20 protein-coding genes are annotated in these 24,314 nt (G+C 72.1%); 13 read left to right on the top strand and 7 right to left on the bottom strand.

Translation table 11 applies throughout. The features are described 5' to 3' along the window. Positions 1-113: 113 nt before the first annotated feature. A complete protein-coding gene (locus tag NDAS_RS09510; protein WP_232051660.1) occupies positions 114-995 on the top strand; it encodes an ABC transporter permease in 882 nt (293 codons plus the stop codon). Continuing rightward, positions 992-1,780, top strand: coding sequence for an ABC transporter permease (locus tag NDAS_RS09515; protein WP_013152957.1), 789 nt, complete (start codon positions 992-994; stop codon positions 1,778-1,780). Before NDAS_RS09510 ends, NDAS_RS09515 begins: the two co-directional genes overlap by 4 nt. Before the next feature lie 64 nt (positions 1,781-1,844). On the opposite strand, the gene NDAS_RS09520 is transcribed toward NDAS_RS09515, so the two are convergent. Further along, positions 1,845-3,077, bottom strand: coding sequence for an RNA-guided endonuclease InsQ/TnpB family protein (locus NDAS_RS09520; protein WP_197724883.1), 1,233 nt, complete (start codon positions 3,075-3,077; stop codon positions 1,845-1,847). Between the two features lie 120 nt (positions 3,078-3,197). Between NDAS_RS09520 and NDAS_RS09525 the strand changes: the two genes are divergently transcribed. From NDAS_RS09525 to NDAS_RS09540, 4 genes are read left to right on the top strand one after another with little or no spacing between them, the layout of a single operon-like run. Further along, positions 3,198-4,220, top strand: a complete 1,023-nt coding sequence (locus NDAS_RS09525) for an ABC transporter ATP-binding protein (protein WP_013152959.1) — start codon at positions 3,198-3,200, stop codon at positions 4,218-4,220. Further along, positions 4,217-5,278, top strand: a complete 1,062-nt coding sequence (locus NDAS_RS09530) for an ABC transporter substrate-binding protein (protein ID WP_013152960.1) — start codon at positions 4,217-4,219, stop codon at positions 5,276-5,278. Before NDAS_RS09525 ends, NDAS_RS09530 begins: the two co-directional genes overlap by 4 nt. Next, entirely contained in the window at positions 5,275-6,240 is a 966-nt protein-coding gene (locus NDAS_RS09535) for a nucleoside hydrolase (RefSeq protein WP_013152961.1), read from the top strand. The genes NDAS_RS09530 and NDAS_RS09535 overlap by 4 nt, the downstream gene beginning before the upstream one ends. 35 nt (positions 6,241-6,275) lie before the next feature. Beyond that, on the top strand, positions 6,276-7,970 hold the full coding sequence (locus NDAS_RS09540) for an adenine deaminase C-terminal domain-containing protein (protein ID WP_013152962.1): 1,695 nt from the start codon (positions 6,276-6,278) through the stop codon (positions 7,968-7,970). A 326-nt stretch (positions 7,971-8,296) separates the two neighbouring features. On the opposite strand, the gene NDAS_RS09545 is transcribed toward NDAS_RS09540, so the two are convergent. Further along, on the bottom strand, positions 8,297-8,941 hold the full coding sequence (locus tag NDAS_RS09545; RefSeq protein WP_013152963.1) for a TetR/AcrR family transcriptional regulator: 645 nt from the start codon (positions 8,939-8,941) through the stop codon (positions 8,297-8,299). Between the two features lie 60 nt (positions 8,942-9,001). Between NDAS_RS09545 and NDAS_RS09550 the strand changes: the two genes are divergently transcribed. Further along, positions 9,002-10,444 carry an aldehyde dehydrogenase family protein gene (locus NDAS_RS09550; RefSeq protein ID WP_013152964.1) on the top strand — a complete coding sequence of 481 codons (1,443 nt, stop codon included), beginning with the start codon at positions 9,002-9,004 and terminating at the stop codon, positions 10,442-10,444. A gap of 46 nt (positions 10,445-10,490) precedes the next feature. On the opposite strand, the gene ctaD is transcribed toward NDAS_RS09550, so the two are convergent. Next, a complete protein-coding gene (gene ctaD, locus NDAS_RS09555; RefSeq protein WP_269473037.1) occupies positions 10,491-12,134 on the bottom strand; it encodes an aa3-type cytochrome oxidase subunit I in 1,644 nt (547 codons plus the stop codon). Positions 12,135-12,520: 386 nt separating this feature from the next. Next, positions 12,521-14,089 (bottom strand): polysaccharide deacetylase family protein, encoded by a 1,569-nt coding sequence (locus tag NDAS_RS09560; protein WP_013152966.1) that lies wholly within the window; start codon positions 14,087-14,089, stop codon positions 12,521-12,523. A gap of 382 nt (positions 14,090-14,471) precedes the next feature. Between NDAS_RS09560 and NDAS_RS29080 the strand changes: the two genes are divergently transcribed. After that, positions 14,472-14,897 (top strand): hypothetical protein, encoded by a 426-nt coding sequence (locus NDAS_RS29080; RefSeq protein WP_013152967.1) that lies wholly within the window; start codon positions 14,472-14,474, stop codon positions 14,895-14,897. 25 nt (positions 14,898-14,922) lie between these two features. On the opposite strand, the gene NDAS_RS09570 is transcribed toward NDAS_RS29080, so the two are convergent. After that, a complete protein-coding gene (locus NDAS_RS09570; RefSeq protein WP_013152968.1) occupies positions 14,923-16,017 on the bottom strand; it encodes a C15 family peptidase in 1,095 nt (364 codons plus the stop codon). A gap of 197 nt (positions 16,018-16,214) precedes the next feature. On the opposite strand from NDAS_RS09570, the gene amaB reads away from it, so the two are divergent. From amaB to NDAS_RS09595, 5 genes are all read left to right on the top strand, one after another. Beyond that, entirely contained in the window at positions 16,215-17,762 is a 1,548-nt protein-coding gene (gene amaB, locus NDAS_RS09575) for an L-piperidine-6-carboxylate dehydrogenase (protein ID WP_013152969.1), read from the top strand. A gap of 138 nt (positions 17,763-17,900) precedes the next feature. Next, positions 17,901-18,368: a MarR family winged helix-turn-helix transcriptional regulator gene (locus tag NDAS_RS09580; protein ID WP_013152970.1), complete on the top strand. Its 468-nt coding sequence runs from the start codon at positions 17,901-17,903 to the stop codon at positions 18,366-18,368. Between the two features lie 65 nt (positions 18,369-18,433). Next, a complete protein-coding gene (locus tag NDAS_RS09585) occupies positions 18,434-18,862 on the top strand; it encodes an organic hydroperoxide resistance protein (protein ID WP_013152971.1) in 429 nt (142 codons plus the stop codon). Between the two features lie 396 nt (positions 18,863-19,258). Beyond that, on the top strand, positions 19,259-21,475 hold the full coding sequence (locus NDAS_RS09590; protein ID WP_013152972.1) for a carbon starvation CstA family protein: 2,217 nt from the start codon (positions 19,259-19,261) through the stop codon (positions 21,473-21,475). A gap of 3 nt (positions 21,476-21,478) precedes the next feature. Next, positions 21,479-21,694 (top strand): YbdD/YjiX family protein, encoded by a 216-nt coding sequence (locus tag NDAS_RS09595; RefSeq protein ID WP_013152973.1) that lies wholly within the window; start codon positions 21,479-21,481, stop codon positions 21,692-21,694. Between the two features lie 70 nt (positions 21,695-21,764). Here the strand turns inward: NDAS_RS09595 and NDAS_RS09600 are convergent, their stop codons facing one another. Both NDAS_RS09600 and NDAS_RS09605 read right to left on the bottom strand, forming a co-directional pair. Beyond that, positions 21,765-22,775 carry a hemolysin family protein gene (locus tag NDAS_RS09600; RefSeq protein WP_013152974.1) on the bottom strand — a complete coding sequence of 337 codons (1,011 nt, stop codon included), beginning with the start codon at positions 22,773-22,775 and terminating at the stop codon, positions 21,765-21,767. Further along, on the bottom strand, positions 22,772-24,154 hold the full coding sequence (locus NDAS_RS09605; RefSeq protein WP_013152975.1) for a hemolysin family protein: 1,383 nt from the start codon (positions 24,152-24,154) through the stop codon (positions 22,772-22,774). Before NDAS_RS09605 ends, NDAS_RS09600 begins: the two co-directional genes overlap by 4 nt. Between the last annotated feature and the right edge of the window lie 160 nt (positions 24,155-24,314).

Below are 24,314 nucleotides of genomic sequence, written 5' to 3' on the forward strand. Positions count from 1 at the left end.
GATGAAGCGCTGTTCAGATCAGGCATCGTGCAGGCGAATCCTCGCGTAGACACGGCATCGCGCAGCTCGGGCGCCGTGCCGAACCCAGACCGTCCCCTCGACAGCGACCGGGAGTGGAATTGCCCCGCCCGTCACCCACCGTCGGCGCCGACGCGGCCGCTCCGCGCCGCGGCCGCCTCCCACGACCACCCGTCACGGTCCTGCTGGTCCCGGGGCTGGCCGTGGTCCTGTTCGCCTTCTGCTACCCGGTCGTGGCCACCCTGGCCTGGCCGCCCGACGGCGACCCCGCCACGGTCGCGCGCGAGACGGGCGGCCTGCTCACCGACCCCTACCTGCTCCCCGTGGTCGCGCGCACCGTCCGCGTGGCCGTGGTGACCACCGCGCTGTGCCTGCTCATGGGCTTCCCGGTGGCCTACCTCATCTCCCGGGCCCCCGGCCGCTGGCCCGGCCGCCTCCTGGCCCTGGCGATCTTCCCGCTGCTGCTCAACACCGTCGTGCGCACCTACGGCTGGATCATGGTCCTGGGCGGCAACGGCCTCATCAGCGGCATCAGCGAGGCCCTGGGCATGGGCCGGGTCCAGCTGCTCTACACCGAGACCGCCATCGTGCTCGGCCTGGTCCAGCTCTTCCTGCCGCTGATGATCCTGTCCTCCTACTCCAGCCTCGCCCAGCAGGACCACCGCCTGGAGGACGCCGCCCGCGGGCTGGGCGCCTCGCCCGGCCGGGCCTTCCGCACCGTGGTCTTCCCGCTCGCCCTGCCCGGGGTGCTGGTGGGCTGCACGCTCGTCTTCGCGGGCGCGGTCACCGCCTTCACCACGCCCCAGCTGCTCGGCGGGCCGCGCGAACGCCTTCTGTCCACCCTGCTCTACAGCCGGGTCAACGTCAGCCTCGACTGGCCCTCCGCCAGCGCCGTCGCCCTGGTGATGACGGTGCTCGTGCTGGCGGTCAGCGCGCTGTCCGGCCGGCTCGGCAAGATCGGGAGCACCACGTCATGATCCTGAGACGCCCCTTCCTGTCGCTGCTCGCGGCGGCGGCCTTCGTCCTCATGCTCGGCCCCGTGGTGATCCTGGTCGGGGTCGCCTTCACCGCCGGGAGCACCCTGGCCTTCCCGCCCGAGGGCCTGTCCCTGCGCTGGTTCGCCGCCGCCCTGGACTACGGGCCCTTCGTCGACTCCTTCGGCACCAGCGTCGCCGTGGCGCTGGCCTCCACCGCGATCGCCCTGCTCCTGGGCGTTCCGGCGACCCTGGCCCTGCACCGGGGCAACCCGCGCGGGCGCAGGGTGATGGAGAACCTCTTCTTCGCCCCGATCGTGGTCCCCGAACTCGTCCTGAGCCTGGCCCTGTTCCAGCAGCTCATGGTGGGCATGCGCGTCACCGCGCTGGGCGCGCTGATCGTCGGGCACACCGTCCTGCTGCTGCCCTACACCGTCCGCGTGGTGGGCGCCTCGCTGTCGCTGGCCGACGCGCGCCTGGAGGAGGCCGCCCGGGGGCTGGGGGCCGGGCCGGTGCGGGCCTTCTTCACCGTGACCCTGCCGGTCATGGCGCCGGGCATCCTGTCCGCCACCATCCTGGCCTTCATCACCTCCCTGAACAACGTTCCCCTGTCCCTGCTGCTCACCGGCCCGGGCGTGGCGACGCTGCCGGTGGAGATGCTCAACTACGTCCAGTCCTCGTTCGACCCGGTGGTCGCGGCGGTCAGCGTGCTGCTCCTGGTGCTCAGCGTCGCGGTCGCCTTCGCCACCGAACGCATGGTCGGTTTCACGAAGGTCTTCGGCCGCTAACCGGGAAGAAGGACACACCACTTGACTTCCTCTCCTGCCTGAAGGCAGAAGAATCCGGAACCACCTAACGGCGGTTCGAGGCCAACGCCTCGTCACGGGTCGCCCCGTGGCCTTCCTGCTTCACCGCCGGTCGCCCCGTCCGGGAGGACTCCCGTTGAGGTCTCACACCAGCTCCACAGGCAACAACCGCCAGCCCGGCGGCTTCGAGATTGAGCGCCGCGTTCACATCACGGTCATGAGCCACCCCACAACCGGGACACGTCCACTCCCGTACACGCAGCGGCAACGACACATTGAGGTACCCGCACCCGGGCGTCGAGCACAACTTGGAGGAGGGAAAGAACCGGTCCACCACGACCAGGTCCCGCCCATACCAAGCGCACTTGTACTCCAGCATGCTGCGCAGCTCACGCCAGGCCACATCCGAGATCGCCCGGGAAAGCCGACGGTTCTTGACCATGTTGCGCACCGACAGGTCCTCGATCACGACCACTTGGTTCTCACGGACGAGTCGAGTGGAGAGCTTGTGCAAAAAGTCCCGACGCCGGTCGGTGATACGGGCGCACACCCGCGCCACCCTGCGACGCGCCTTGTCCCGGTTCGTGCTGCCCCTGGCCTTACGCGACAGCGCCCGCTGAGCCCGGGCCAGCTTCGCCCGGTCGCGTTGCTCGTGGCGGGGGTTGGCCACCTTCTCCCCCGTGGACAAGGTCACCACGGAGGTGATTCCGGCATCGACACCGACCGCGTTGTTGACGGCCGGGGCCGACGTGATGGTGTCCTCGCACAGGAGCGAGACGAACCAGCGCCCGGCCGCGTCCCGCGAGACCGTGACCGTGGAGGGGCGTGCTCCTTCGGGCAGGGGCCGCGACCACACGATGGCCAGGGGTTCGGCCATCTTGGCCAATGTCAGACGGCCGTCGCGGTAGCGAAAGGCCGACCGGGTGTACTCCGCCGAGGCCCGGGACGTCTTCTTGGACTTGAACCGCGGGTACTGCGCGCGGCGGTCGAAGAAGTTGCCGAAGGCGGTGTGCAGGTGGCGCAGCGTCTGTTGCAGCGGGACGCAGGAGACCTCGGTGAGGAAGGACAGCTCCTCAGTGCTCTTCCAGGCGGTGAGCATCGCCGAGGTGTGGGGGTAGCCCACCCGTTCGCGGCGCTGGTGCCAGGCGGTGGTGCGTTCGGCCAGGGCGCGGTTGTAGACCAGGCGCACGCACCCGAACGTGCGCGACAGCTCGGCCGCCTGCGCATCAGTGGGATAGAAGCGGTACCGAAACGCCCGCTTCACGCTCTTCCTGGCCATGGCACACACCGTAGCGACCGCACTGCGATCGCGTGAGGCGAATCCAACAGAAAGTCACGAGAAGGGAGAGGGCGTTTCCTCCCCGCCCTGAAGGACGGGGTATCCACGCCCAACAAACAGATGACACCCGTCGTCGAACTCGACCGCGTCACCCACCGCTTCGGCGGACGCAAGGGCAAGGACGGCCCCGCCGCCGTCGCCGACCTGGACCTGGCCGTGCAGCGCGGCAGGTTCACCACGCTGCTGGGCCCCAGCGGCTGCGGCAAGACCACCACCCTGCGCATGATCGCCGGGTTCCTCCAGCCCACCTCCGGCAGGATCCTGCTGGAGGGGGAGGACGCCACCCGCACCCCGCCGGAGAAGCGCAACATCGGCATGGTCTTCCAGTCCTACGCGCTCTTCCCGCACATGACCCTGCGCGACAACGTCGGCTACGGGCTGCGCACCCGCAGGATCGCCGCCCAGGAGGTGGCCAGGCGCGCGGGTGAGGCGCTGGACCTGGTGGGCCTGGCGCACCTGGCCGACCGCAAGCCCGCCGAGCTGTCCGGCGGCCAGCAGCAGCGGGTGGCCCTGGCCCGCGCCGTGGCCATCCGACCCTCGGTGCTGCTGCTGGACGAGCCGCTGTCCAACCTCGACGCCCAGCTGCGCGTGCAGATGCGCCGCGAACTGCTGCGGGTCCAGCGCGAGACCGGGCTGACCGCCGTCCTGGTCACCCACGACCAGGACGAGGCGCTGGAGCTGTCCGACACCATGGTCATCCTCAACGAGGGGCGCCTGGAGCAGCAGGGCGCGCCCCGGGAGGTCTTCCCCGCGCCCGCCAACCGCTTCGTCGCCGAGTTCCTGGGCTACGACAACTTCCCGCGGGTGCCCGGGCACGGAGCCGTCACCATCCGGCCCGAACACGTGCGCCTGCTGCCCGCCGGAACCCGCGAGGGCGAGGGCGAGACCGGCCTGGGCGGCACCGTCGGCGAGGTCACCTTCCAGGGCAGCAACTGCCTGGTCGAGGCCCGCATCGACGGCGTGGAGGGGCCCGGGTCGGTCCTGCGCTCCCTGCACCCGGCCGACGACCTGCGTCCCGGCGACCCCGTGCGTATCGCCCTGCCCCACCGCCACCTGGTGGAACTCGCCGAGGAGACCGGATGAGCCGCACCGCACACCCGCGCCGCATGCTCGCCGCGCTCGCCGGGACGGCGGCGCTGGCCCTGGTGAGCGCCTCGTGCGCACCGGTGCGCGAGGACGACCCCGACACGCTGGTGGTGAGCACCTTCGCCTTCGCCACCGAGGAGTTCACCGAGGTGGTGGCCGACCCCTTCGAGGCCGAGACCGGGATCCGGGTGGTCCTGGACACCGGCAACAACGCCGGGCGGCTCACCAAGCTCAGGATCAACGCCGAGACGCCCGACACCGACGTCGTGCTCATCTCCGACTACTACGCCCAGATCGGCAAGGACATGGGGCTGTTCGCCCCCGTCGACCCCGCCGACGTGCCCAACCTCGACGCCATCCAGCCCTGGGCGGTGGACCCGGACGGGTACGGCCCCGCCTACACCTTCCAGCTCCTGGGCCTGCTCTACCGCACCGACCTCGTCGAGGAGGCCCCCGACTCCTGGGACGACCTGTGGGCCGAGCCCGAGGGAGGGTACGTGCTGCCCGACATCTCGGTCTCGGCCGGTCCGATGTTCGTCCTGGCCGCGGGCGAACACTTCGGCTCGGGTCCCTCCGACCCCGACGCCGGCTTCGAGGCGATGGGCCGGATCGGCGCGGACGCGCTCCAGTTCTACACCGGCTCCACCGAGCTCACCAGCCTGCTCGAACGCGGTGAGATCGCCATGGCGCCCGGCCTGGACAACTTCGCCATGGGCTCGGTGGAGGCCGGGCAGCCGATCGGCTTCGCCGCGCCCGAACAGGGCCGGGTGATGACCGCCAACACCGTCCAGGTGGTCGACGGGGCGCCCAACGAGGCCGGTGCACTGGCCTTCGTCGACTTCCTGCTGCGCCCCGAGATCCAGGAGGGGATGGCCGAGGCCCTCTACGACAAGCCCGTGGCGCTGGAGGCCGACCCCACCCCGCTCATGGAGCGGGTGTCGGGACAGGCCGCCTCCTCCCCGTCCGACAGCGGCTACCACCAGGGCGACCTGGCCCTCATCGCGCAGGAGCGCTCCACCTGGCTGGACCGCTTCACCGAGGAGGTGGCGCGGTGAGCGTGCCCATCGTGATCGACTGCGACCCCGGCGTCGACGACGCCCTGGCCCTGCTGCTCGCGCTGGCCTCCCCGGAGCTGGAGGTGCGGGGGGTGACCACGGTGGCCGGGAACGCCTCCCTCGCCGACGTGGACCGCAACGCCGCGCACGTGCTGGACCTGGCCGCGGCCCCGGCCGACCTGCCGCTGGTGTCGGGGCTGGCCGGGCCGATCTCGCGGACCGCGCGCCTGCGCGACGAGCCCATGCACGGGGCCGGCGGCCTGGGCGGGCTGGTCCCCGCCTCGCCGCCCCGGGCGTTCGGTCCCGGCCACGCGGTCGACTGGCTGGCGGAGCAGGCCCTGCGCTCGCCGGGGGAGCTGACCCTGGTGGCGATCGGCCCGCTGTCCAACGTGGCCGCCCTGCTCGCCCGCCACCCGCAGGCCGGACCGGCGCTGCGCGAGATCGTCGTCATGGGCGGCGCCGCCTTCGCCCAGGGCAACATCACCCCGGCCGCGGAGTTCAACTTCCACGCCGACCCCGAGGCCGCCCGCTACGTCCTGGAGTCGGGCCTGCCGGTGCGGATCGTGGGCCTGGACGTCACCCGCGCCGCCCTGTACCCGCTGCGCGAGGCCGAGGAGCTGGCGGCGCTGCCCGGCACCGCCGGGATCGCCGGAGCACTGCTGCGCGACTACGCCCTGCGCTACCTGGACCGCTTCGGCGTCGCCGCCGTGCCGGTGCACGACGCGCTGGCGGTGGCCGCCGTCGCCCATCCCGGACTGCTGGGCTGGGAGGAGGGCACCGCCTCGGTGGAGTGCGCCGGAGAACTCACCCGCGGCGCCCTCGTGGCCGACCTGCGCACCCCCGGCCGCGCACGGCACGTGCGCGTGGCCCGCACCGTGGACGCCGACGGGTTCGCCGCCCGCCTCACCGAGGGCATCGCCAGCTACGCCGCAGAACCGAACGACAGCGCGCGGACGCCGTGAACCGCGACCGCGCACCGGAAGGGGAACCGACTCCGATGCTCACCGCAGACCTGCTCATCCGCGGCGGAGACGTCGTCTCCGTCCACACCGGCCAGGTGTGGCGGGCCGACGTCGCCGTGGTCGGCGACGCGATCCGCGCGGTGCTGCCGCCGGGCACCCCCGTCGAGGCCCGCGAGACCGTCGACGCCGACGGGCTCGTGGTCGCGCCCGGGTACGTGGACGCGCACATGCACATCGAGAGCTCCCTGCTGGCCCCGGCCGAGTTCGCCCGGGTCACGCTCGCGCGCGGCACCACGACCGTGCTCGCCGACGCCCACGAGATCGTCAACGTCGCCGGGCGCGAGGGGCAGGCGTGGATGATCGGGCAGGGCGAGGCCACCGGGCAGACCATGCGCTGGGCGGTCCCCTCGTGCGTGCCCGCGCTCGACGGGTTCGAGACGGCCGGGGCCCGCCTGGACGCCGACGACGTCGCCGAGATGCTGGACTGGGAGGGGGTCACCACCCTCGGCGAGGTGATGGACTACCGCGCGGTGGTCTCCGGCGACCCCAGGATGGGCGCCATCATCGCCGCGGCCCGCAGCCGGGGCGTGCGCCTGGACGGGCACTGCCCCAACCTGTCCGGCGCCGAGCTGGGCGAGTACCTGTGGGCCGGGATCGACTCCGACCACTGCAAGAACACCGCCGAGGTGGCGGTGGAGAAGGCCCGCCTGGGCATGCTGCTGATGCTCCAGGAGAAGTGCCTGACCCCCGAGGTCGTGCGGGCCCTGCTGGACCTGCCGCACCTGCCCGACTTCTGCCTGGTCACCGACGACATCGTCGTGGACGCCATCGTGAGCACCGGTCACCTGGACCGGGTGGGGGCGGTGGCCCTCGAACGCGGACTGCCCCCGCTGGCGGTGCTGCGGGCGCTCACGCTCCAGCCCGCGCGCAGGCTCGGCCTCGACGACCGGGGGACCGTCACCCCGGGCAAGCGCGCCGACCTGGTCCTGCTGCGCTCGCTCACCGAGCTGACCCCCGTGGTCGCGATCGCCGGCGGCACGGTCGTGGGCCGCGACGGCGCCCCGCTCACCGGACCCGGGCCCGCGCCGGAGCACCCGTTCGGCGGCACGGTGCGCATCGGCGCGCCCGACGCGCGGGCGGCCCGCTGGCGGGTGGACCTGCCCGACGGCGACCACGCCTTCCGGGCGCTGCGGGTGAACCCGGTGGACACCTACACCGAGCCGGACGAGGTCGTGCTGCCCGTGCGCGGGGGAGTGGTGCACTGGCAGGGCAGGACCGCGGTGGTGGCGGTCTTCGAGCGCCACACCGGGGCGGGCGGGGTGGCGTTCGCGCCGGTCACCGGGCAGGAACTGGGCGCGGGGGCCTTCGCCACCACCTACGCCCACGACAGCCACAACCTCACGGTCGTGGCCACGAGCGAGGACGCGCTGCGCGAGGCCGCCGCGCGGGTGGTGTCCTGGGGCGGGGGCATGCGCCTGGTCCGCGAGGGCGGCGCGGGCGCCGGGATCGCCCTGCCCATCGGCGGGGTCATGTCGGAGAGGCCCGCCGACGAGGTCGCCCGGGCCACCCGGGAGCTGCGCGCGGAGCTGGCGGCGTGGGGCTGGGACAACCGCAACGCCTTCATGAGCCTGTCCACGCTGACCCTGGCGGTGTCCCCGAGCGTGAAGATCACCGACCGGGGCCTGGTGCGCGTGGTCGAGCGCGCCTGGGAACCGGCGACGGTGGGCTGACCCGTTGCGCAGGGCGGAGCCGCGTACCTTCCCCGGGTGCGCGGCTCCTCGTGCGACCGCGGCTCCGCCACCGCGGCGGGAGCCGAACCGGTCCGGCGGACCCGTCCGCCGAGGCTGTACCCGAGCGGACGGAAAATAAATCTACGCCGTATAGGTGGGCTTTCCGGTAACAACGAATCCCGGACAGACCAGACACTGACAGGCCACCGGTCACAATCAGCTCCGCCCGGAGAAACCCGCGCCGGGCCGCTGTCCTCGTCCGGGGTGCGATGGAGCCCCGGGTCATGGCGGGAGCCCGTCGTCCCCCTGGGCGGGCCGCCCCGCCCTCAGTCGGTGCGGGTGTCCAGGACCTCCCGGTGGCCCAGGGCGCGCAGCAGGTAGGGCAGGAGCCGGTCGGCGATGTCGTGGCCGGGGGAGGCGCCGGGCGCGGGCGGCACCAGGAACGTGTGGCTGACCATCGGGCCGATCACCATCTCCGCCACCACCAGGGGATCCTCCACCGGCGGGATCTCCCCGCGCGCGACGGCGCGTTCCACCACCGCCAGCACCCGTTCCTGGAGCGGCACCACGAAGTCGCCGAAGAGCGCGTCGGCGAGCGCCTGGTTGTGCGCGGCCTCGCCCAGCACCGCGCGCAGCAGCCTCCCGGAGGCCCCCTCCAGGGCCGCGGCCTTGTCGTGCAGGAGCCGGGACAGGTCCGAGCGCAGCGCGCCGGTGTCGAGGTCGGGCCCCAGGTTCTCCGCCCAGTCCCGGGCGGCTCCCAGCACCAGGTCCTCCTTGGAGCGCCAGCGCCGGTAGAGGGTGGCGGTGGAGACGCCGGCCCGCCGGGCGACGGCGGCCGTGGTCAGGCCGCCGTACCCGTGCAGTTCGAGCTCGGCGAGGGTGGCGTCCATCAGCGCGCGGTCCCGGGACGCGTCGCGCGGTCGGCCCCGGTGGGGGGCGCGCGAGGCGTCGGGCAGATGGTCGGTGGTCATGCCCGAATCCTATGTGAGCGAGGCCTAGGGAAACGAAAGCGTTTCGTTTAGTATCGCTCCATGACCGACACCCAAGGCGCCCCCGCCGCCGAGGCCGCCCCCCGGCCCCCCGCCGAGCCGCTCACCCTGACCACCGAGATCCCACCGGTGGTCGCCCGCCTGCGCGCCGCCTTCGCCTCCGGCCGCACCAAGCCCGTCGCCTGGCGCCGCGCCCAGCTGCGCGCGCTGCGCCGCATGCTCACCGAGGAGCGCACCGCGTTCGAACGCGTGCTCAAGGCCGACCTCGGCAAGAGCCCCATCGAGGCCCACACCACCGAGATCGGCTTCGTGGTCAACGAGATCGACCACACCCTCAGGCACCTGGCCTCCTGGCTGCGCCCGCAGCGGGTGCCCGTGCCCGTCGCCCTGGCCCCGGCCAGGGCCCGCCGCGTGCGCGAGCCGCTGGGCACCGTGCTGATCATCGCCCCGTGGAACTACCCGGTGAACCTGTCCCTGGCGCCCCTGGTCGGTGCCCTCGCCGCGGGCAACGCCGCCCTGGTCAAGCCCAGCGAACTGGCCCCGGCCACCTCCGCCGCCCTGGCCGAGCTGCTGCCCCGCTACCTGGACACCGAGGCGGTCGCGGTCGTGGAGGGCGGCATCCCCGAGAGCACCGCCCTGCTCGATGAGCGCTTCGACCACATCTTCTACACCGGCAACGGCACCGTGGCCCGCATCGTCATGGCCGCCGCCGCCAAGCACCTGACCCCCGTCACCCTGGAGCTGGGCGGCAAGAGCCCGGCCATCGTCGAACCCGGGGTGGACCTGGCCACCACCGCCCGCCGCCTGGCCTGGGGCAAGTTCACCAACACCGGTCAGACCTGCGTGGCCCCCGACTACGTGCTCGCCGTCGGCGACACCGCCGAACCGCTCCAGCGCGAGCTGACCGCCGCCATCACCGAGATGTTCGGCGAGGACCCCTCACGCAGCGCCGACTACGGGCGCATCGTCAACGAGCGCCACTTCGCCCGGATCACCGCCCTGCTGGGCAGCGGCACCGTGGTCACCGGCGGACAGCACGACATCGACCGCCTCTACGTCGCCCCCACCGTCCTGGCCGACGTGGACCCCGACTCCCCGGTGATGTCGGAGGAGATCTTCGGCCCCGTCCTGCCGGTCCTGCGGGTCCCCGACCTGGACGCGGCCATCGCCTTCGTCAACGCACGCGACAAGCCGCTGGCGCTGTACGGCTTCACCGACTCCGAGGAGACCAAGCGCCGCCTGACCACCGAGACCTCCTCGGGCGGCCTGGCCTTCGGTCTGCCGATCGCCCACCTGGCCGTTCCCGACCTGCCCTTCGGCGGCGTGGGGGACAGCGGTATGGGCGCCTACCACTCCGCGGCCTCCCTGGACACCTTCTCGCACACCAAGTCGGTGCTGGACAAGTCGCTGTTCATGGACACCATGCGCATCGCCTACGCGCCCGTCACCGACCTCAAGCAGAAGCTGCTCCGCCGGCTCCTGTGAGCGGGGGGCGGGGGCGGGAGCGGCCGCCCGCCCCCGCCCGCGCGGGTCAGCTCCTCGGGGCGCTCTCCTCGCGCCCGGAGTCCAGGGCCCGCGACGCCACATGCGGGTGGTTCAGGTCGAACGCGGGACGCTCGGAACGGATCCGCGGCAGCGACGTGAAGTTGTGCCGCGGCGGCGGGCAGGACGTGGCCCACTCCAGCGAGCAGCCGTAGCCCCACGGGTCGTCCATCCCCACCTGGGGAGCGTTGCGCGCGGTCACGAAGACGTTCCAGAAGAAGATCAGCGTCGAGGCCGCCAGCACGAACGAGGAGACCGAGGAGATCTGGTTGAGCTCGGTGAAGCCGTCACCGGGCAGGTAGTCGGCGTAGCGGCGCGGGAAGCCGGCGGCGCCCAGCCAGTGCTGCACCAGGAACGTGCCGTGGAAGCCCAGGAACAGCAGCCAGAAGTGGAACTTGCCCAACTTCTCGTTGAGCATCGTCCCGGTGAACTTGGGCCACCAGAAGTAGAAGCCCGCGAACATCGCGAACACCACCGTGCCGAACACCACGTAGTGGAAGTGGGCCACCACGAAGTAGGAGTCGGTGACGTGGAAGTCGATCGGCGGGGAGGCCAGCAGCACACCGGTCAGACCGCCGAACAGGAAGGTCACTAGGAACCCGATCGAGAACAGCATCGGCGTCTCGAAGCTGATCTGGCCCCGCCACATCGTACCGATCCAGTTGAAGAACTTCACCCCGGTCGGCACCGCGATGAGGAAGCTCATGAACGAGAAGAACGGCAGAAGCACCGCACCCGTCGGGAACATGTGGTGCGCCCACACCGTCACCGACAGGCCCGTGATGGCGATGGTCGCCGCCACCAGCCCCTTGTAGCCGAAGATCGGCTTGCGGCTGAACACCGGCAGGATCTCGGTCACGATGCCGAAGAACGGCAGCGCGATGATGTACACCTCGGGGTGGCCGAAGAACCAGAACAGGTGCTGCCACAGGATGGCCCCGCCGTGCTCGGCGTTGAACACCTGCGTGCCGACGATGCGGTCCGCGCCCAGCGCGATCAGGGCCGCCGTCAGCACGGGGAACGCGATGAGCACCAGCACGCTGGTCAGGATGATGTTCCAGGTGAAGATCGGCATGCGGAACATCGTCATGCCCGGCGCGCGCATGCACAGGGCGGTGGTGATGAAGTTGACCGCGCCCAGGATCGTGCCCAGACCCGACACCACCAACCCCATGATCCACAGGTTGCCCCCCACCCCCGGTGAGTGGACCTCGTTCGACAGGGGCGTGTAGGCGAACCAGCCGAAGCTGGCCGCGCCGCCCGGGGTCAGGAACCCGGCCGAGACGATCAGCCCGCCGAACAGGAACAGGTAGTAGCCGAACAGGTTCATCCTCGGGAACGCCACGTCGGGCGCGCCGATCTGCAACGGCATGATCACGTTGCCGAACCCGACGAACAGCGGGGTCGCGAAGAGCAGCAGCATGATCGTGCCGTGCATGGTGAACAGCTGGTTGTACTCCTCGTTGGACATGATCTGCATGCCCGGAAAGAACAGTTCGGCGCGGATGAGCACCGCCAGGATTCCGCCGAAGACGAAGAAGGCGAAGGCGGTGATGATGTACATGTACCCGATGACCTTGTGGTCGGTCGAGGTCAGCCAGCTCACGATGATCGACCCCTTGGGGGCCTTCACGGAGGAGGACTCCTCTGCCTCGGTTTTCGCTGGTGCCACTGCTCGTGCCTCCGTGCGGAAGATGGGTGCGGGCGAATGGGAAAAACGAGGCTTTTCCTTTTGGGGGTGATTCGGGAAGGGAGTGTCCCAGGCCTCGGAAACGCAACCTAGCCCATCGGGTCCGCCGGAGCCGGTAAACGCCACCAGCGTTTTCCTCGCCGGACGGAGAATGTCCTCTTTGTTTGCGAAAAGGCGACGGGGCCGCACCCCCGCCGGCGCCCTTCCGACCCCCGGCGGGGTTCTTCCGGGCACGGCCCCCGGCGCCGCGGCCCCCCGTGCGGGGCCCGCGGGCACACCGTCCCCCGCCGCCTTCCCGCCGGGGCCCGACCGCCGCGCGGGCGCGGGGCCTACGAGAGCCGCGCGTCGGTGTACACGTCGCCCGACTCCATGCCCTGGTAACCGAAGATGTCGGTGACCGTCACGAAGTGGTAGCCCTGCCGGTGCAGCCCCGCCAGCACGTCCGGGATCGCCTTCACGGAGGTCTCGTGGATGTCGTGGAAGAGCACCACGCTCCCCGGCACGGTGTTGTCCAGAGCCGCCTCACTGACGTCCTCGGTGTCGCGGCTCCTCCAGTCCAGCGTGTCCACGTCCCACAGGACCAGGGGCTGTTCCACCGTCTTGCGCACCGTCCCGTTCAGCGACCCGTAGGGCGGCCGGATGGTCGGCGGTTCCACCCCGGTCACCTCGCGCACGGCCGCGTTGGTGCGTTCGATGTCCTTGCGGATCCCGTCGGCCGACATCTTCGCCAGGTCGTCGTGCTTCCAGGTGTGGTTGCCCAGCTCGTGGCCCTCCTCGGCCATGCGCTCCACCGGTGCGGGGAAGTCGTCCACGAGCGAACCCAGCACGTAGAACGTGGCGTGGGCGTCGTACTCGGCCAGGCTGTCCAGCAACCGGTCGGTGTGCTCCCCCGGCCCGTCGTCGAAGGTCAGCGCCACGCACTTGAGGCGCTCGCAGTCCAGGGTGTGCCCCTGGGCGCTCAGGCCGCCCCCGTCCTGCGAGAGGTCGTCGCCCAGGCCGTCCCCGCTCAGGGCCGCCTCCCGGGCCAGGTAGCCCAGCTCGGACAGCAGCCCCTCGACCTCGGCGGCCTCCACCGGAACCAGCACCTCGCCGACCCGGCCCGCGCCGGGCACCGCGTCGGGGTCCATGCGCACGGCCAGGCCGCCCGCGGTGCTGAATGCCAGGTCGCCCAGCGGCGAGCCCGCCCAGCGCTCGGCGGCCTTGCGGGCCTGGCCGGGCTCGGACAGGTCGAGCGGCTCGGAACCCCCGTCCGCCCCACCGTCGGCCGTCCCGTCCCGGCCGTCAGCGGACGCGCCGCCCTCCGGCGCGGTCCGCTCGCCCGAGGCGACCTCGCCGACCAGGCCGGGCAGCTGGTGCTCGGGCAGGTCGTACCCCTCCTCCAGGACGTCGGCCAGGGCCAGGTGGGCCTGCTCGATCGCCTCCTCGTCCCGGAACAGCGAGGTCCAGGGCAGCACCTCCTCGCTGCCCGCGTCGTACCACAGGGTGTCGGCCTCGAAGGTCTCGTCCCCGCCCGCGGAGGCGGTCGCGGTCAGCCGCGCGCCCACCACCTCAGGGGAGGCGGCGAGGATGACCGTGTCCTGGTGCAGCTCGGGGGACCCCCCCTCCGGCAGGTCCTCCAGGAAGGCGGTCTGGCGCGCGGCCATGGCGGTGCGCGCCTCCACCGTCAGCGGGTGGTTGTCGCCCAACCGCGGGTAGCGGTAGCTCACCACGCTGTCGTCGGTGGTCACCGACACGGTGCTCGCCTCCATCCCCGCCAGGTCGTCGGGCGAGGAGCGGACCGGTTCGGCGTAGGGAAGCTCCTGTTCCACGGCACGGCAGCCGGGGACCAGGAGCAGACCCACGGCGGCGCTGACGGAGAGTTTGCGTCGTAGTGAGGTGACAGCCACGAGGGGGACCATATCCGAGCCGCTCACCTCAGCGTGAATCGCCTCGCAGGCGTCCGCGTACTCAGCGTGTCCGGTGCGCGGTCACTCTCTGTTCACCCGTCCCGCCTCCGGTGGCCCCCCTGGTGCCTCCGGGAGGGCCCGGGAGGGGGATCGCGCGGCCAGGTCCCCGGTAGGCCGGCGGCTCGGCTCCGGGCCCGTTTCCGGGGATTTGCGGACCCGTGCCGACACTGTCCGAAACCCGGTGCGGACACGGGGGCACCGGTCCTCGGCGGGTCCGCGTTCCGGCCATACTGATCCCGAAGGGGCGTACACCGTTTTCCCCCGCGAATCCGGACGCCGGTGACACGCCCTCCTCCGTCGGAGCGCCCGCTCCGTCCACCCCTGAAAGGCACCCATGAGTTACGGTCCCGGAACCGGCGGCTACCTTCCCCCCGGAGGGGGGAGCGGTGGCTACCAGCCCCCTCCCGGAGGAGGCGGAGGGTATCCGCCGCCCGGCGGCGGCCTCCCCCCACCCCCCGGAGGCTGGTACGGCGGCCCCGGTTTCCAGCCGCCGCCTCCGCCCGCGAGCCAGGGTTCGGCCATCGGCGCACTCATCGCCAACATCTTCGGCCTGTGCCTGTGCTGGATGCTGTCGATCGTCGGCCTCATCCTGGCCATCGTCGCGCTGACCATGACCACCACCAACCCCCAGTCGGCCAGGACCTGCACCATCATCTCCTGGGTGCTCTTCGCAGTCGGGACCGCGCTGTACGCCGTGCTGTTCTTCGTCTACGGGGCTGCGGGGCTCATGAGCGTCTTCGCCACGAACTCGGCCTACTGAGACGGGCGGGGGGCGGGGGAGGGGGTCAGCCCCGCCCCGCCTCCTCCCGGGGCTCGGCCGCGTCGGCGGCCACGGCCGCCACGATCCGCCGGACCTGCGCCAGGACCTCGGCGTTCTCCCGAGGGGAGGCCACCTTGGGCAGGTGCACGTGCCCGGCCGCGATCCGCCGCCCCGCCCGTTCCCGCAGCAGCGTGTTGCGGTAGGCGATCTCGTTGGACAGGTAGTCCCCGCCGCCCCCGCGGCGCGCCGCCGACCCCTCCGTGGGGCCGTCCGGGCGCACCACCACCCCGCGGCCGTCCGGCGCGGCCTCGGCCACCTCGGTGTTGACCACCACCGGGTAGGGGTCCTCCCGCGCCGCCGCCAGGATCCGTTCGTGGGGCAGCGAGGAGAGCGTCCACTCCGGGACGCCGGGGCCCGGCACCGGTGCCCGGCCGGTGCGCGACACCCGCAGGTTGTCCTCGCCCCCGCCGCGCCAGACGCCGTTCCACACCTCCAGGTCGAAGCGGCCCGGCCGCCCGCGGCTGAGCGTGACCACCGCGTCCGCGCGCCGGTGCTGCTCGGCCAGCGCCTCCTCCACCAGCCCGGCGTCGAAGTCCGCCCAGCGCACCGGGAACACCGCGGTGCGCACCACGGCCGTGCGCCCGCCCACGGGGAACGTCCACCCGTTCAGGTCCAGCGCCGCCGCGCCGGAGGGGTTGGAGCACGCCGGGTCCTCGTCCAGGCGGAAGGGGTCGAAGCCGGTCACGACCACCCGCACCCACCGGTCGCCCGGCGGGAAGTCGAGGTCGGCGATGCCGCGCGAGCCCGTCTCCAGCAGGTGCAGCAGGTCGGCGCGGTCGGCGTCGGACACGGCGAAGTCCGGCCGCCAGGAGCGCAGCCGGGCCGAGAGCACCAGCCGCGCCCAGTACAGGGGGCGGTCGTCGGCGCCGTCGCGGGCGGCCTCCGTCCACAGCCGGGAGGCGTGCGCGGCGACCGCCTCCCGTGCCTGGGCGAGGTCGGCGCTCGCCCGCAGATCGGCGCTGAACAGGGGCTCGGCCGCGCCGAAACCGGAGCGGGTCAGGACCAGGCGGGGCTCGGGGAGACCGGCACGGTCCTCTTCGGGAGTGGTGTGGTGGTGCACGGGGGTCGCTGTCCGTCTCAGGGGCGTCGGGAGGGCCGCCGGGGGAGGGGCCAGCCGAGTCTAACGCCGCCCGCGACCGCCCCGGGGACGGCGTGTCCGGCGCGTCCGGCCGACGAGACACGGGGGCTGGACCGGCGGGGTCGGACTTGGCAGGGTGTGAGGTGACCGCCCGTTCCTCTCAACGGAGAGAGCAGCACATGCCGATTTCCGCCCTCCCCACCACCGCCTCCCTCGCCGACCGCGCGCGGGCCGCCCTGGACCGGTGCCGCGTCGCCGCGCCCCAGGAACCGGCCGGGGCCGGCGGCGCGGCGAGGTCGCCCATCACCGGCCGGGAGCTCTTCGCCCTGGGCCACGAGTCCGCCGCCGACGTCGAGCAGGCCGTCACCGAGGCCCGGGAGGCCTTCGCCGCCTGGCGCGACACCCCCGCCCCGGTGCGCGGGCAGCTCGTCCACAGGCTCGGCGAGCTGCTGCGCGAGCACAAGGCCGACCTGGCCGAGCTGGTGACCATCGAGGCGGGCAAGATCCGCTCCGAGGCCCTGGGCGAGGTCCAGGAGATGATCGACGTCTGCGACCTGGCCGTGGGCATGTCCCGGCAGCTGTACGGGCGCACCATGCCCTCCGAGCGGCCCGGCCACCGGCTCATGGAGACCTGGCACCCGCTGGGCGTGGTCGGCGTGATCACCGCCTTCAACTTCCCCGTGGCGGTGTGGTCGTGGAACACGTGCGTGGCCCTGGTGTGCGGCAACACCGTGGTCTGGAAGCCCTCGGAGCTGACCCCGCTCACCGCGCTGGCCTGCCACGGCCTGCTCATGCGCGCGGCGCAGGAGGTCGGCGCGCCCGCCCGGGGTCTGCACCGGGTCGTGCTGGGCGGCCGCGAGATCGGCCGGGCCCTGGCCGACGACCCCCGGGTGGCCCTGCTGTCGGCCACGGGATCGACCGCCATGGGCCGCGAGGTGGCGCCCCGGGTGGCCGCCCGCATGGGCCGCTACCTGCTGGAACTGGGCGGCAACAACGCGGCCGTGGTGGCCCCCTCCGCCGACCTGGACCTGGTGGTGCGCGGCAGCGTCTTCTCCGCCGCGGGCACGGCGGGTCAGCGCTGCACGACGCTGCGCCGCCTCATCGTGCACGAGGACGTGGCCGAGGAGGTCACCCGGCGGATCGTGGACGCCTACAAGCAGCTGCGCGACCGCGTCGGCGACCCCTTCGCGGAGTCGACGCTGGTGGGTCCGCTGGTGGGCGAGCGCGGGTACGCCGCGATGCGCTCGGCGCTGGAGCGCGCCGCGGCCGAGGGCGGCCAGGTGCTGGTCGGCGGCTCCCGGGTCCTGGAGGAGGAGGCCGCCGACGCCTACTACGTCGAGCCCGCGGTGGTGCGCATGCCCGGCCAGACCGCCGTCGTGCGCGAGGAGACCTTCGCGCCGATCCTGTACGTGATGCCCTACCGCACGCTGGAGGAGGCGGTGGAGCTGCACAACGGCGTGCCCCAGGGGCTGTCGTCGTCGATCTTCACCCAGGACCAGTCCGAGGCCGAGCGGTTCCTGTCCGCGGCCGGTTCGGACTGCGGGATCGTCAACGTCAACATCGGCACCTCCGGCGCGGAGATCGGCGGCGCCTTCGGCGGGGAGAAGGACACCGGCGGCGGCCGCGAGTCGGGTTCGGACTCCTGGAAGGCCTACATGCGCCGGGCGACCAACACGGTCAACTACGGCGGCGAGCTGCCGCTGGCCCAGGGCGTGAGCTTCCTCTGAGGGCCCCGGTGCCCGCGCCCGGCCGGGCGCGGGCACCCGCGACACACCAAAAAAGTTGCGCACGATCATGTTGCGTGCAACTTAATTCTGTTACGGTGGTGCCCACCGAACGGTTCCGCACGCGCAGGAGGGAACACCGTGGCCGACGAGCAAGGGGAGAACCCCCTCGCCCTGGACAACCAGCTGTGCTTCTCCCTCTACGCGGCCTCCCGGGCCATGACCGGGCTCTACCGGGAACTGCTGGGCGACCTGGAACTGACCTACCCCCAGTACCTGGTCATGCTCGTGCTCTGGGAGCGCGGAACGCTCACCGTCAAGGAGCTCAGCCGGGCCCTGCACCTGGACTCGGGCACGCTCTCGCCGCTGCTGCGCCGCCTGGAGTGCGCCGGGCTCCTGACCCGCGAACGCAGTTCCACCGACGAGCGCGTCGTCGAGGTCTCGGCCACCCCGAAGGGCGACGCGCTGCGCGCACGTGCCGAGGAGGTCCCCGAACGGGTCATGTGCTCGGCCGGGCTGCCCCGGGAGCGGGCCCGGGAGTTGCAGGAGGCGCTCGGCCTGCTCACGCGTTCGGTGGAGACCGCCTCCCGCAGGCACAGCCCGTGCTGAACGGGACCGCGGGCCCCCACCTGTACCACCACACCGATCACGGACCACGAAGGAGAGAGGCAACCATGGCCTACGACGTGATGTACACCGCCAACGCCACCGTCACCGGAGAGGGCCGCAAGGGCACCGGTCGCACCGACGACCGCCGCCTGGAGGTCGACCTGTCCGTGCCCAAGGGCATGGGCGGCGACGACGGCCCCGGCACCAACCCCGAGCAGCTCTTCGCGGTCGGCTACGGCGCCTGCTTCCACGGCGCCCTCAAGGCCGTCGCCCGCAAGGAGAAGGTCGACGTCGACGGCTCCACCATCGACGCCCAGGTCAGCCTGGGCAAGGCCGACGACGGTATGGCCCTGGCCGTGGCGCTGACCGTCACCATCCCGGGCGTGGACCAGGCCAAGGCCGAGGAGCTGGTCGAGGGCGCGCACCAGATGTGCCCCTACTCCCGCGCCACCCGCGGCAACATCGAGGTGACCCTGACGGCCAAGACCGCCTAGCGACACCTGCGCGGAGCCCCCCGAGGACATCCCCGGGGGGCTCCGTCCTGTCCGCCCGCCACCGCTCGCGGGCGCGCCCCGCGTCGAGGCGGCCGCCGCTCCCCACCGGCGCCCGCGGCGCGGTCCCGCCCCGCCGATCCGCCTCCGACACCCCTCCAGCCCCGAGGGCACCCCGACCAGGGGGGAGGGCGCGCACCGCGCCCTCCCCCCTCGGCATGTCCGGGGCCGGGGACGACCGCTGGGCCGCACCTCCTCCGAAAAGTTCCCGTGGTGCGGCCTATGTGATAAAAACGATTCCTTTGTGATGCTTGTTACAAACAGCTGGCCCTGAGTGACAGGCGTCCGGCGGTCCCCGACCCGACCGGAGCCCCGAAGCCACGAAGAGAGAAGGAACGGATGTCCTCTGTCCCGACCCGCGGCCCAGCGGAGGCCGGGTCCCCCCGGCCGCGGTGGACGCCCCGCAGCATCGCCGTCTGGACCGCCGTCGCCCTCGTCGGCGCCGTCGCCTGGGGCATGATCGCCATCGGCCGCGGAGAGGAGGTCTCCGCCGCCTGGCTGGTCTTCGCCGCCCTGGCCTCCTACGCCATCGGCTACCGCTTCTACGCCCGGTTCATCCAGTACAAGGTGCTGATCACCGACGACACGCGGGCCACCCCGGCCGAGCGGCTCGACAACGGCGCCGACTACCACCCCACCGACCGCCGGGTGCTGTTCGGCCACCACTTCGCCGCCATCGCGGGCGCCGGTCCGCTCGTGGGCCCCGTGCTGGCCGCACAGATGGGCTTCCTGCCGGGCACCATCTGGATCATCGTCGGCGTGATCTTCGCCGGCGCCGTCCAGGACATGGTGGTGCTGTTCTTCTCCACCCGCCGCAACGGCCGCTCCCTGGGCCAGATGGCGCGCGAGGAGATCGGCCCGGTGGGCGGCGTCGCCGCCCTCGTCGCCGTCATGGCGATCATGATCATCCTGCTGGCCGTCCTGGCCATGGTCGTGGTCAACGCGCTGGCCGAGTCCCCCTGGGGCTCGTTCTCGCTCATCATGACGGTCCCGATCGCCCTGTTCATGGGCGTCTACCTCAGGTTCCTCAGACCCGGCAAGGTCATCGAGACCTCCGCCATCGGCGTCGTCCTGCTGCTGCTGTCCATCGTGGGCGGCGGCTGGGTGGCCGAGCACGCCGTGCTGAGCGAGCTCTTCCTCTTCAGCAAGAACGAGCTCACCTTCGGCCTGATCGTCTACGGCTTCGTCGCCTCGGTCCTGCCGGTCTGGCTGCTGCTGGCCCCCCGCGACTACCTGTCCACCTTCATGAAGGTGGGCGTGGTCGTGCTCCTGGCCGCCTCCATCCTCATCGTCGCCCCCGACCTGCGGCTGCCGCGCTTCACCGACTTCGCCTTCAACGGCGAGGGGCCGGTCTTCGCCGGGTCGCTGTTCCCGTTCGTGTTCATCACGATCGCCTGCGGCGCCCTGTCGGGCTTCCACGCGCTGATCTCCTCGGGCACCACGCCCAAGCTCATCGAGAAGGAGAGCCAGGTCCGGATGATCGGCTACGGCTCCATGCTCACGGAGTCGTTCGTGGCGATCATGGCGCTGATCACCGCCTGCATCATCGACCCCGGCGTGTACTTCGCCATGAACATGCCCGCCACCGCGCTGGGCGACACCGTCCAGAGCGCCGCCGCGGCGGTCAGCCAGCTCGGCTTCACCGTCGACGCCCAGACCCTGGAGCGCACCGCCGAGCTGATCGGCGAGGAGTCGATCCTGGCCCGCACCGGCGGGGCCCCCACGTTCGCCCTGGGCGCCGCGCAGATCTTCTCCGCGGTCTTCGGCGGCCAGGCCATGATGGCGTTCTGGTACCACTTCGCCGTCATGTTCGAGGCGCTGTTCATCCTCACCACCGTGGACGCGGGCACCCGGGTGGGCCGCTTCATGCTCCAGGACACCCTGGGCAACGTCTACAAGCCCATGCGCGACCCCAGCTGGCGCCCGGGCGCCTGGCTGTGCAGCGCCCTGATCGTGGGGGCGTGGGGCTACTTCCTGTGGGCCGGGGTCAACGACCCCCTGGGCGGCATCAACCAGCTCTTCCCGCTGTTCGGCATCGCCAACCAGCTCCTGGCGGCGATCGCCCTGGCGGTGTGCACCACGCTGATCATCAAGTCCGGACGCGCCAAGTACGCCTGGGTGACCCTGGTGCCGCTGGCCTGGGACGCGGCGGTCACGCTGACCGCCAGCTACCAGAAGATCTTCTCCTCCGACCCCGCCATCGGGTTCTTCGCCCAGCGCCAGCAGTTCTCCGAGGCCCTGGCCGCGGGGGAGACGAGCGTGGGCGCCATCCAGGGCGTGGAGGACATGCAGAGGGTCGTGCTCAACACCACCGTCAACGGCGTCCTGTCGGCGCTGTTCGCGATCCTGGTCCTCATCATCCTGGTCGACTCGGTCCGGGTGTGGATCAGGGCGCTGCGGGCGCCGGAGGGCACGCTGCCCACCAGCGAGGCGCCCCACGAGACGTCCCGGCTGTGGGCCCCCTCGGGGCTGGTGCCCACCCGCGAGGAGCGTGAGCACGCCCGCCGACTGGCCCCGGCGGGGGAGGGCGACGTCACCGCGCGCAGGGAGGAGTAGCCCATGGAGCGGGTACGCGCGCGGCTGGGCCCCGCCCTGCTGCGGGGCCTGCGCGAGGCGTGGCAGATCGTCCGCGGCGTGGCCGGTGAGCGCGCCTACGAGATCTACCTCGACCACCACCGGCGCACGCACCCCGGGCAGGAGCCCATGAGCGAGCGCGCCTTCTGGCGCCAGCACGTGGACCGGGGCGACACCGACCCGGGGTCGCGCTGCTGCTGAACACGCGCACACACACGAGGGGCCGGGAGGGGGATCCCCCTCCCGGCCCCTCACGGCCTCACGGCCCCGCTCAGGCGGCCGTGTCCAGCAGCAGCAGGCGGTCCAGGATGTCCTGGAGGGTGACCAGGCCGATCACCTCGCCGTCCGTCTCCACCAGGGACAGGTGGCTGCGGCTCTCCCGCATGATGCCCATCGCCGCGTACATCGGCGTCTCCGCGGCCAGGGTGAGCACCGGCCGCATCAGGTCGGCCGCGGTGGTCCCCTCCGGGCCCGTCAGCGCCTCGCGCACGTGCAGCACGCCCACGGGTTCGGTGCCGTCCATCACCACCAGGCGCAGGTGCGTGGACTCCCGCGACACCTGCTTGATGTCGTCCACCGTCGAGTTCGGGGACACCGACGCGATCTCCTCGCGCGGTGTCACGATCTCGCTCAGCGGACGGGAGTTGACCTCCAGCGCCGTGGCCAGCTGGGCGCGGCGCTCGGGGTCGAGCGCACCGGCCTTGGCCGAGTGCTCCACCAGCTCGCGCACGTCGTCGGGACCGTGCCCGGACGACATCTCGTCCACCGCCTCCACGCCCAGCCGGTGCAGGCACCAGTTGGCCATGCCGTTGAGCATCAGCAGCAGCGGACGGGTGAACCACATGAACGCCCGCATCGGCACGGCCAGCATGATCGCCGACTTCTCCGGGTGCGAGATCGCCCAGGACTTGGGCGCCATCTCACCCACCACCAGGTGCAGGAAGGTCACCACGATCAGCGACAGCACGAACGAGACCACGTAGCCCACCGCCGCCGGCAGGCCGCCGAACAGCGGCTCCAGCATGTGGTGGACGGCGGGCTTGGAGATCGCGCCCAGCGCCAGGGCGCACAGGGTGATCCCCAGCTGCGAACCGGCCAGCAGCAGCGACAGGTCGCGGGCGCTCCTGACCGCGGCCCGTGCCGAGAAGCTGGACTCGGCGGCCTCCTCCAGCCGGTAGCGGCGCGCCGCCACCAGGGCGAACTCGATCGCCACGAAGAAGGCGCTCAGCGCGATGATCACCGCGGTCAGCGCGAGCGCCACCCACACGTTCATGTCACTCATGCCGACGCCTCCTGCGACTCGTTGCCCTGCACCTCGTGCAGACGCAGCTCCACGGTGTGCGGAACGTGCCTCTGCACCGCGCTGACGACCATGGTCAGCCCCATGTCGGGGTCCTCGTCGTGCGCGCTGGGCGGTCGGGGCAGGGCGATGGAGACCCTGTCACCGGCCTCGGGGAGCCGGTGCAGCTCGTGCACCACCAGACCGCCCAGGGTCTCGTAGTCCCCCTCGGGCAGGTCGTGGCCGAGCAGCCGCTCGACCTCGTCGATGTGCAGAGCGCCCGGGACCAGGTAGGAGCCCTCGCCCTCCAGGTAGGAGGGGGACTCCTCCGCGGGGCTGTGCTCGTCGGCGATCTCGCCGACCAGCTCCTCGGCCAGGTCCTCGGTCGTGATGACCCCGGCCAGGCCGCCGTACTCGTCCACCACGCAGGCGAACTCCTCGCCCGCCTCGCGCAGCTGGCTCAGCGCGGAGGGCAGCGGCAGCGACGCGGGAAGCATCACGGTGGGCCGCGCCACCTCGCTGACCTTGGTGTTGGCCAGGTCCCGGTCGCCCAGCGCGAGCACGTCGCGCAGGCAGATGACGCCGACGATGTCGTCCACGCCGTCACCCAGCACCGGGAAGCGCGAGTGGTCGGAGGCCATCAGCTCCACGACCCGGCTGACCGGGTCGCCCTCCTCCACCGTGGCCACCTCCGGACGCGGGATCATCGCGTGTCCGGCGGTGCGCTCGTGGAAGTCCAGGGTGCGGTCCAGCAGGGTGGACAGCTCCGGCGGCAGGTCGCCGCTGGCCTTGGACTCGGCGATGATGCTCTCCAGGTCGCGCGCGGTCGCCGCGTGCTGGACGTCCTCGACCGGTTCGATCCGCACCGCCTTGAGCAGCAGGATCGCCGCCTGGTCGAACAGCCAGATGACCGGGCCGAAGATCTTCAGGTAGATCCCCGTGGACAGCGCCAGCCAGCGCGCGACCGGCTCGGGCCGGGCGATGGCCAGGTTCTTGGGGAAGAGCTCTCCGAAGACCATCTGCACGACGGTGGAGAAGAGCAGGGCCAGGACGGTGCCGATGGCCACGCCCGTCCCCGTGGGGATTCCGGCGAGGCCGAGCAGCTCACCGACGCCCTCGCCGATCATGGGCTCGGCCACGTAACCCACCAGCAGGGCGGTCACGGTGATGCCCAGCTGGGCACCGGAGAGCATGAAGGACGTCCGGTTGGTGATGCCCAGGGCCCTCTGGGCCCCGGCGTCCCCGGCCGCCGCCTTCGCCCGCAGTCGCGAGCGGTCCACGGCCATGTAACCGAACTCCTGGGCGACGAAGTAACCCGTCGCCACGGTGATCAGGAAGACCACCACGATCCCGAAGGCGATACTGAGGATGGTGCTCATCATCGGGCACGCACCGCCTGGTTCCGCTTCGGGCTCGGACTCCTACGAGGGTGCGCACCCTTCGTAGAAGGGGGCTCGTCGTCTGTGTCGCAGCGTCCGTTCAGGACGCTGCCGGTACTTCGGGACGGGTCCACTGTTCCTCTCTCTGCGCCTGTTGCGCTTT

This window comes from Nocardiopsis dassonvillei subsp. dassonvillei DSM 43111, from assembly GCF_000092985.1.
Lineage (GTDB): Bacteria > Actinomycetota > Actinomycetes > Streptosporangiales > Streptosporangiaceae > Nocardiopsis > Nocardiopsis dassonvillei.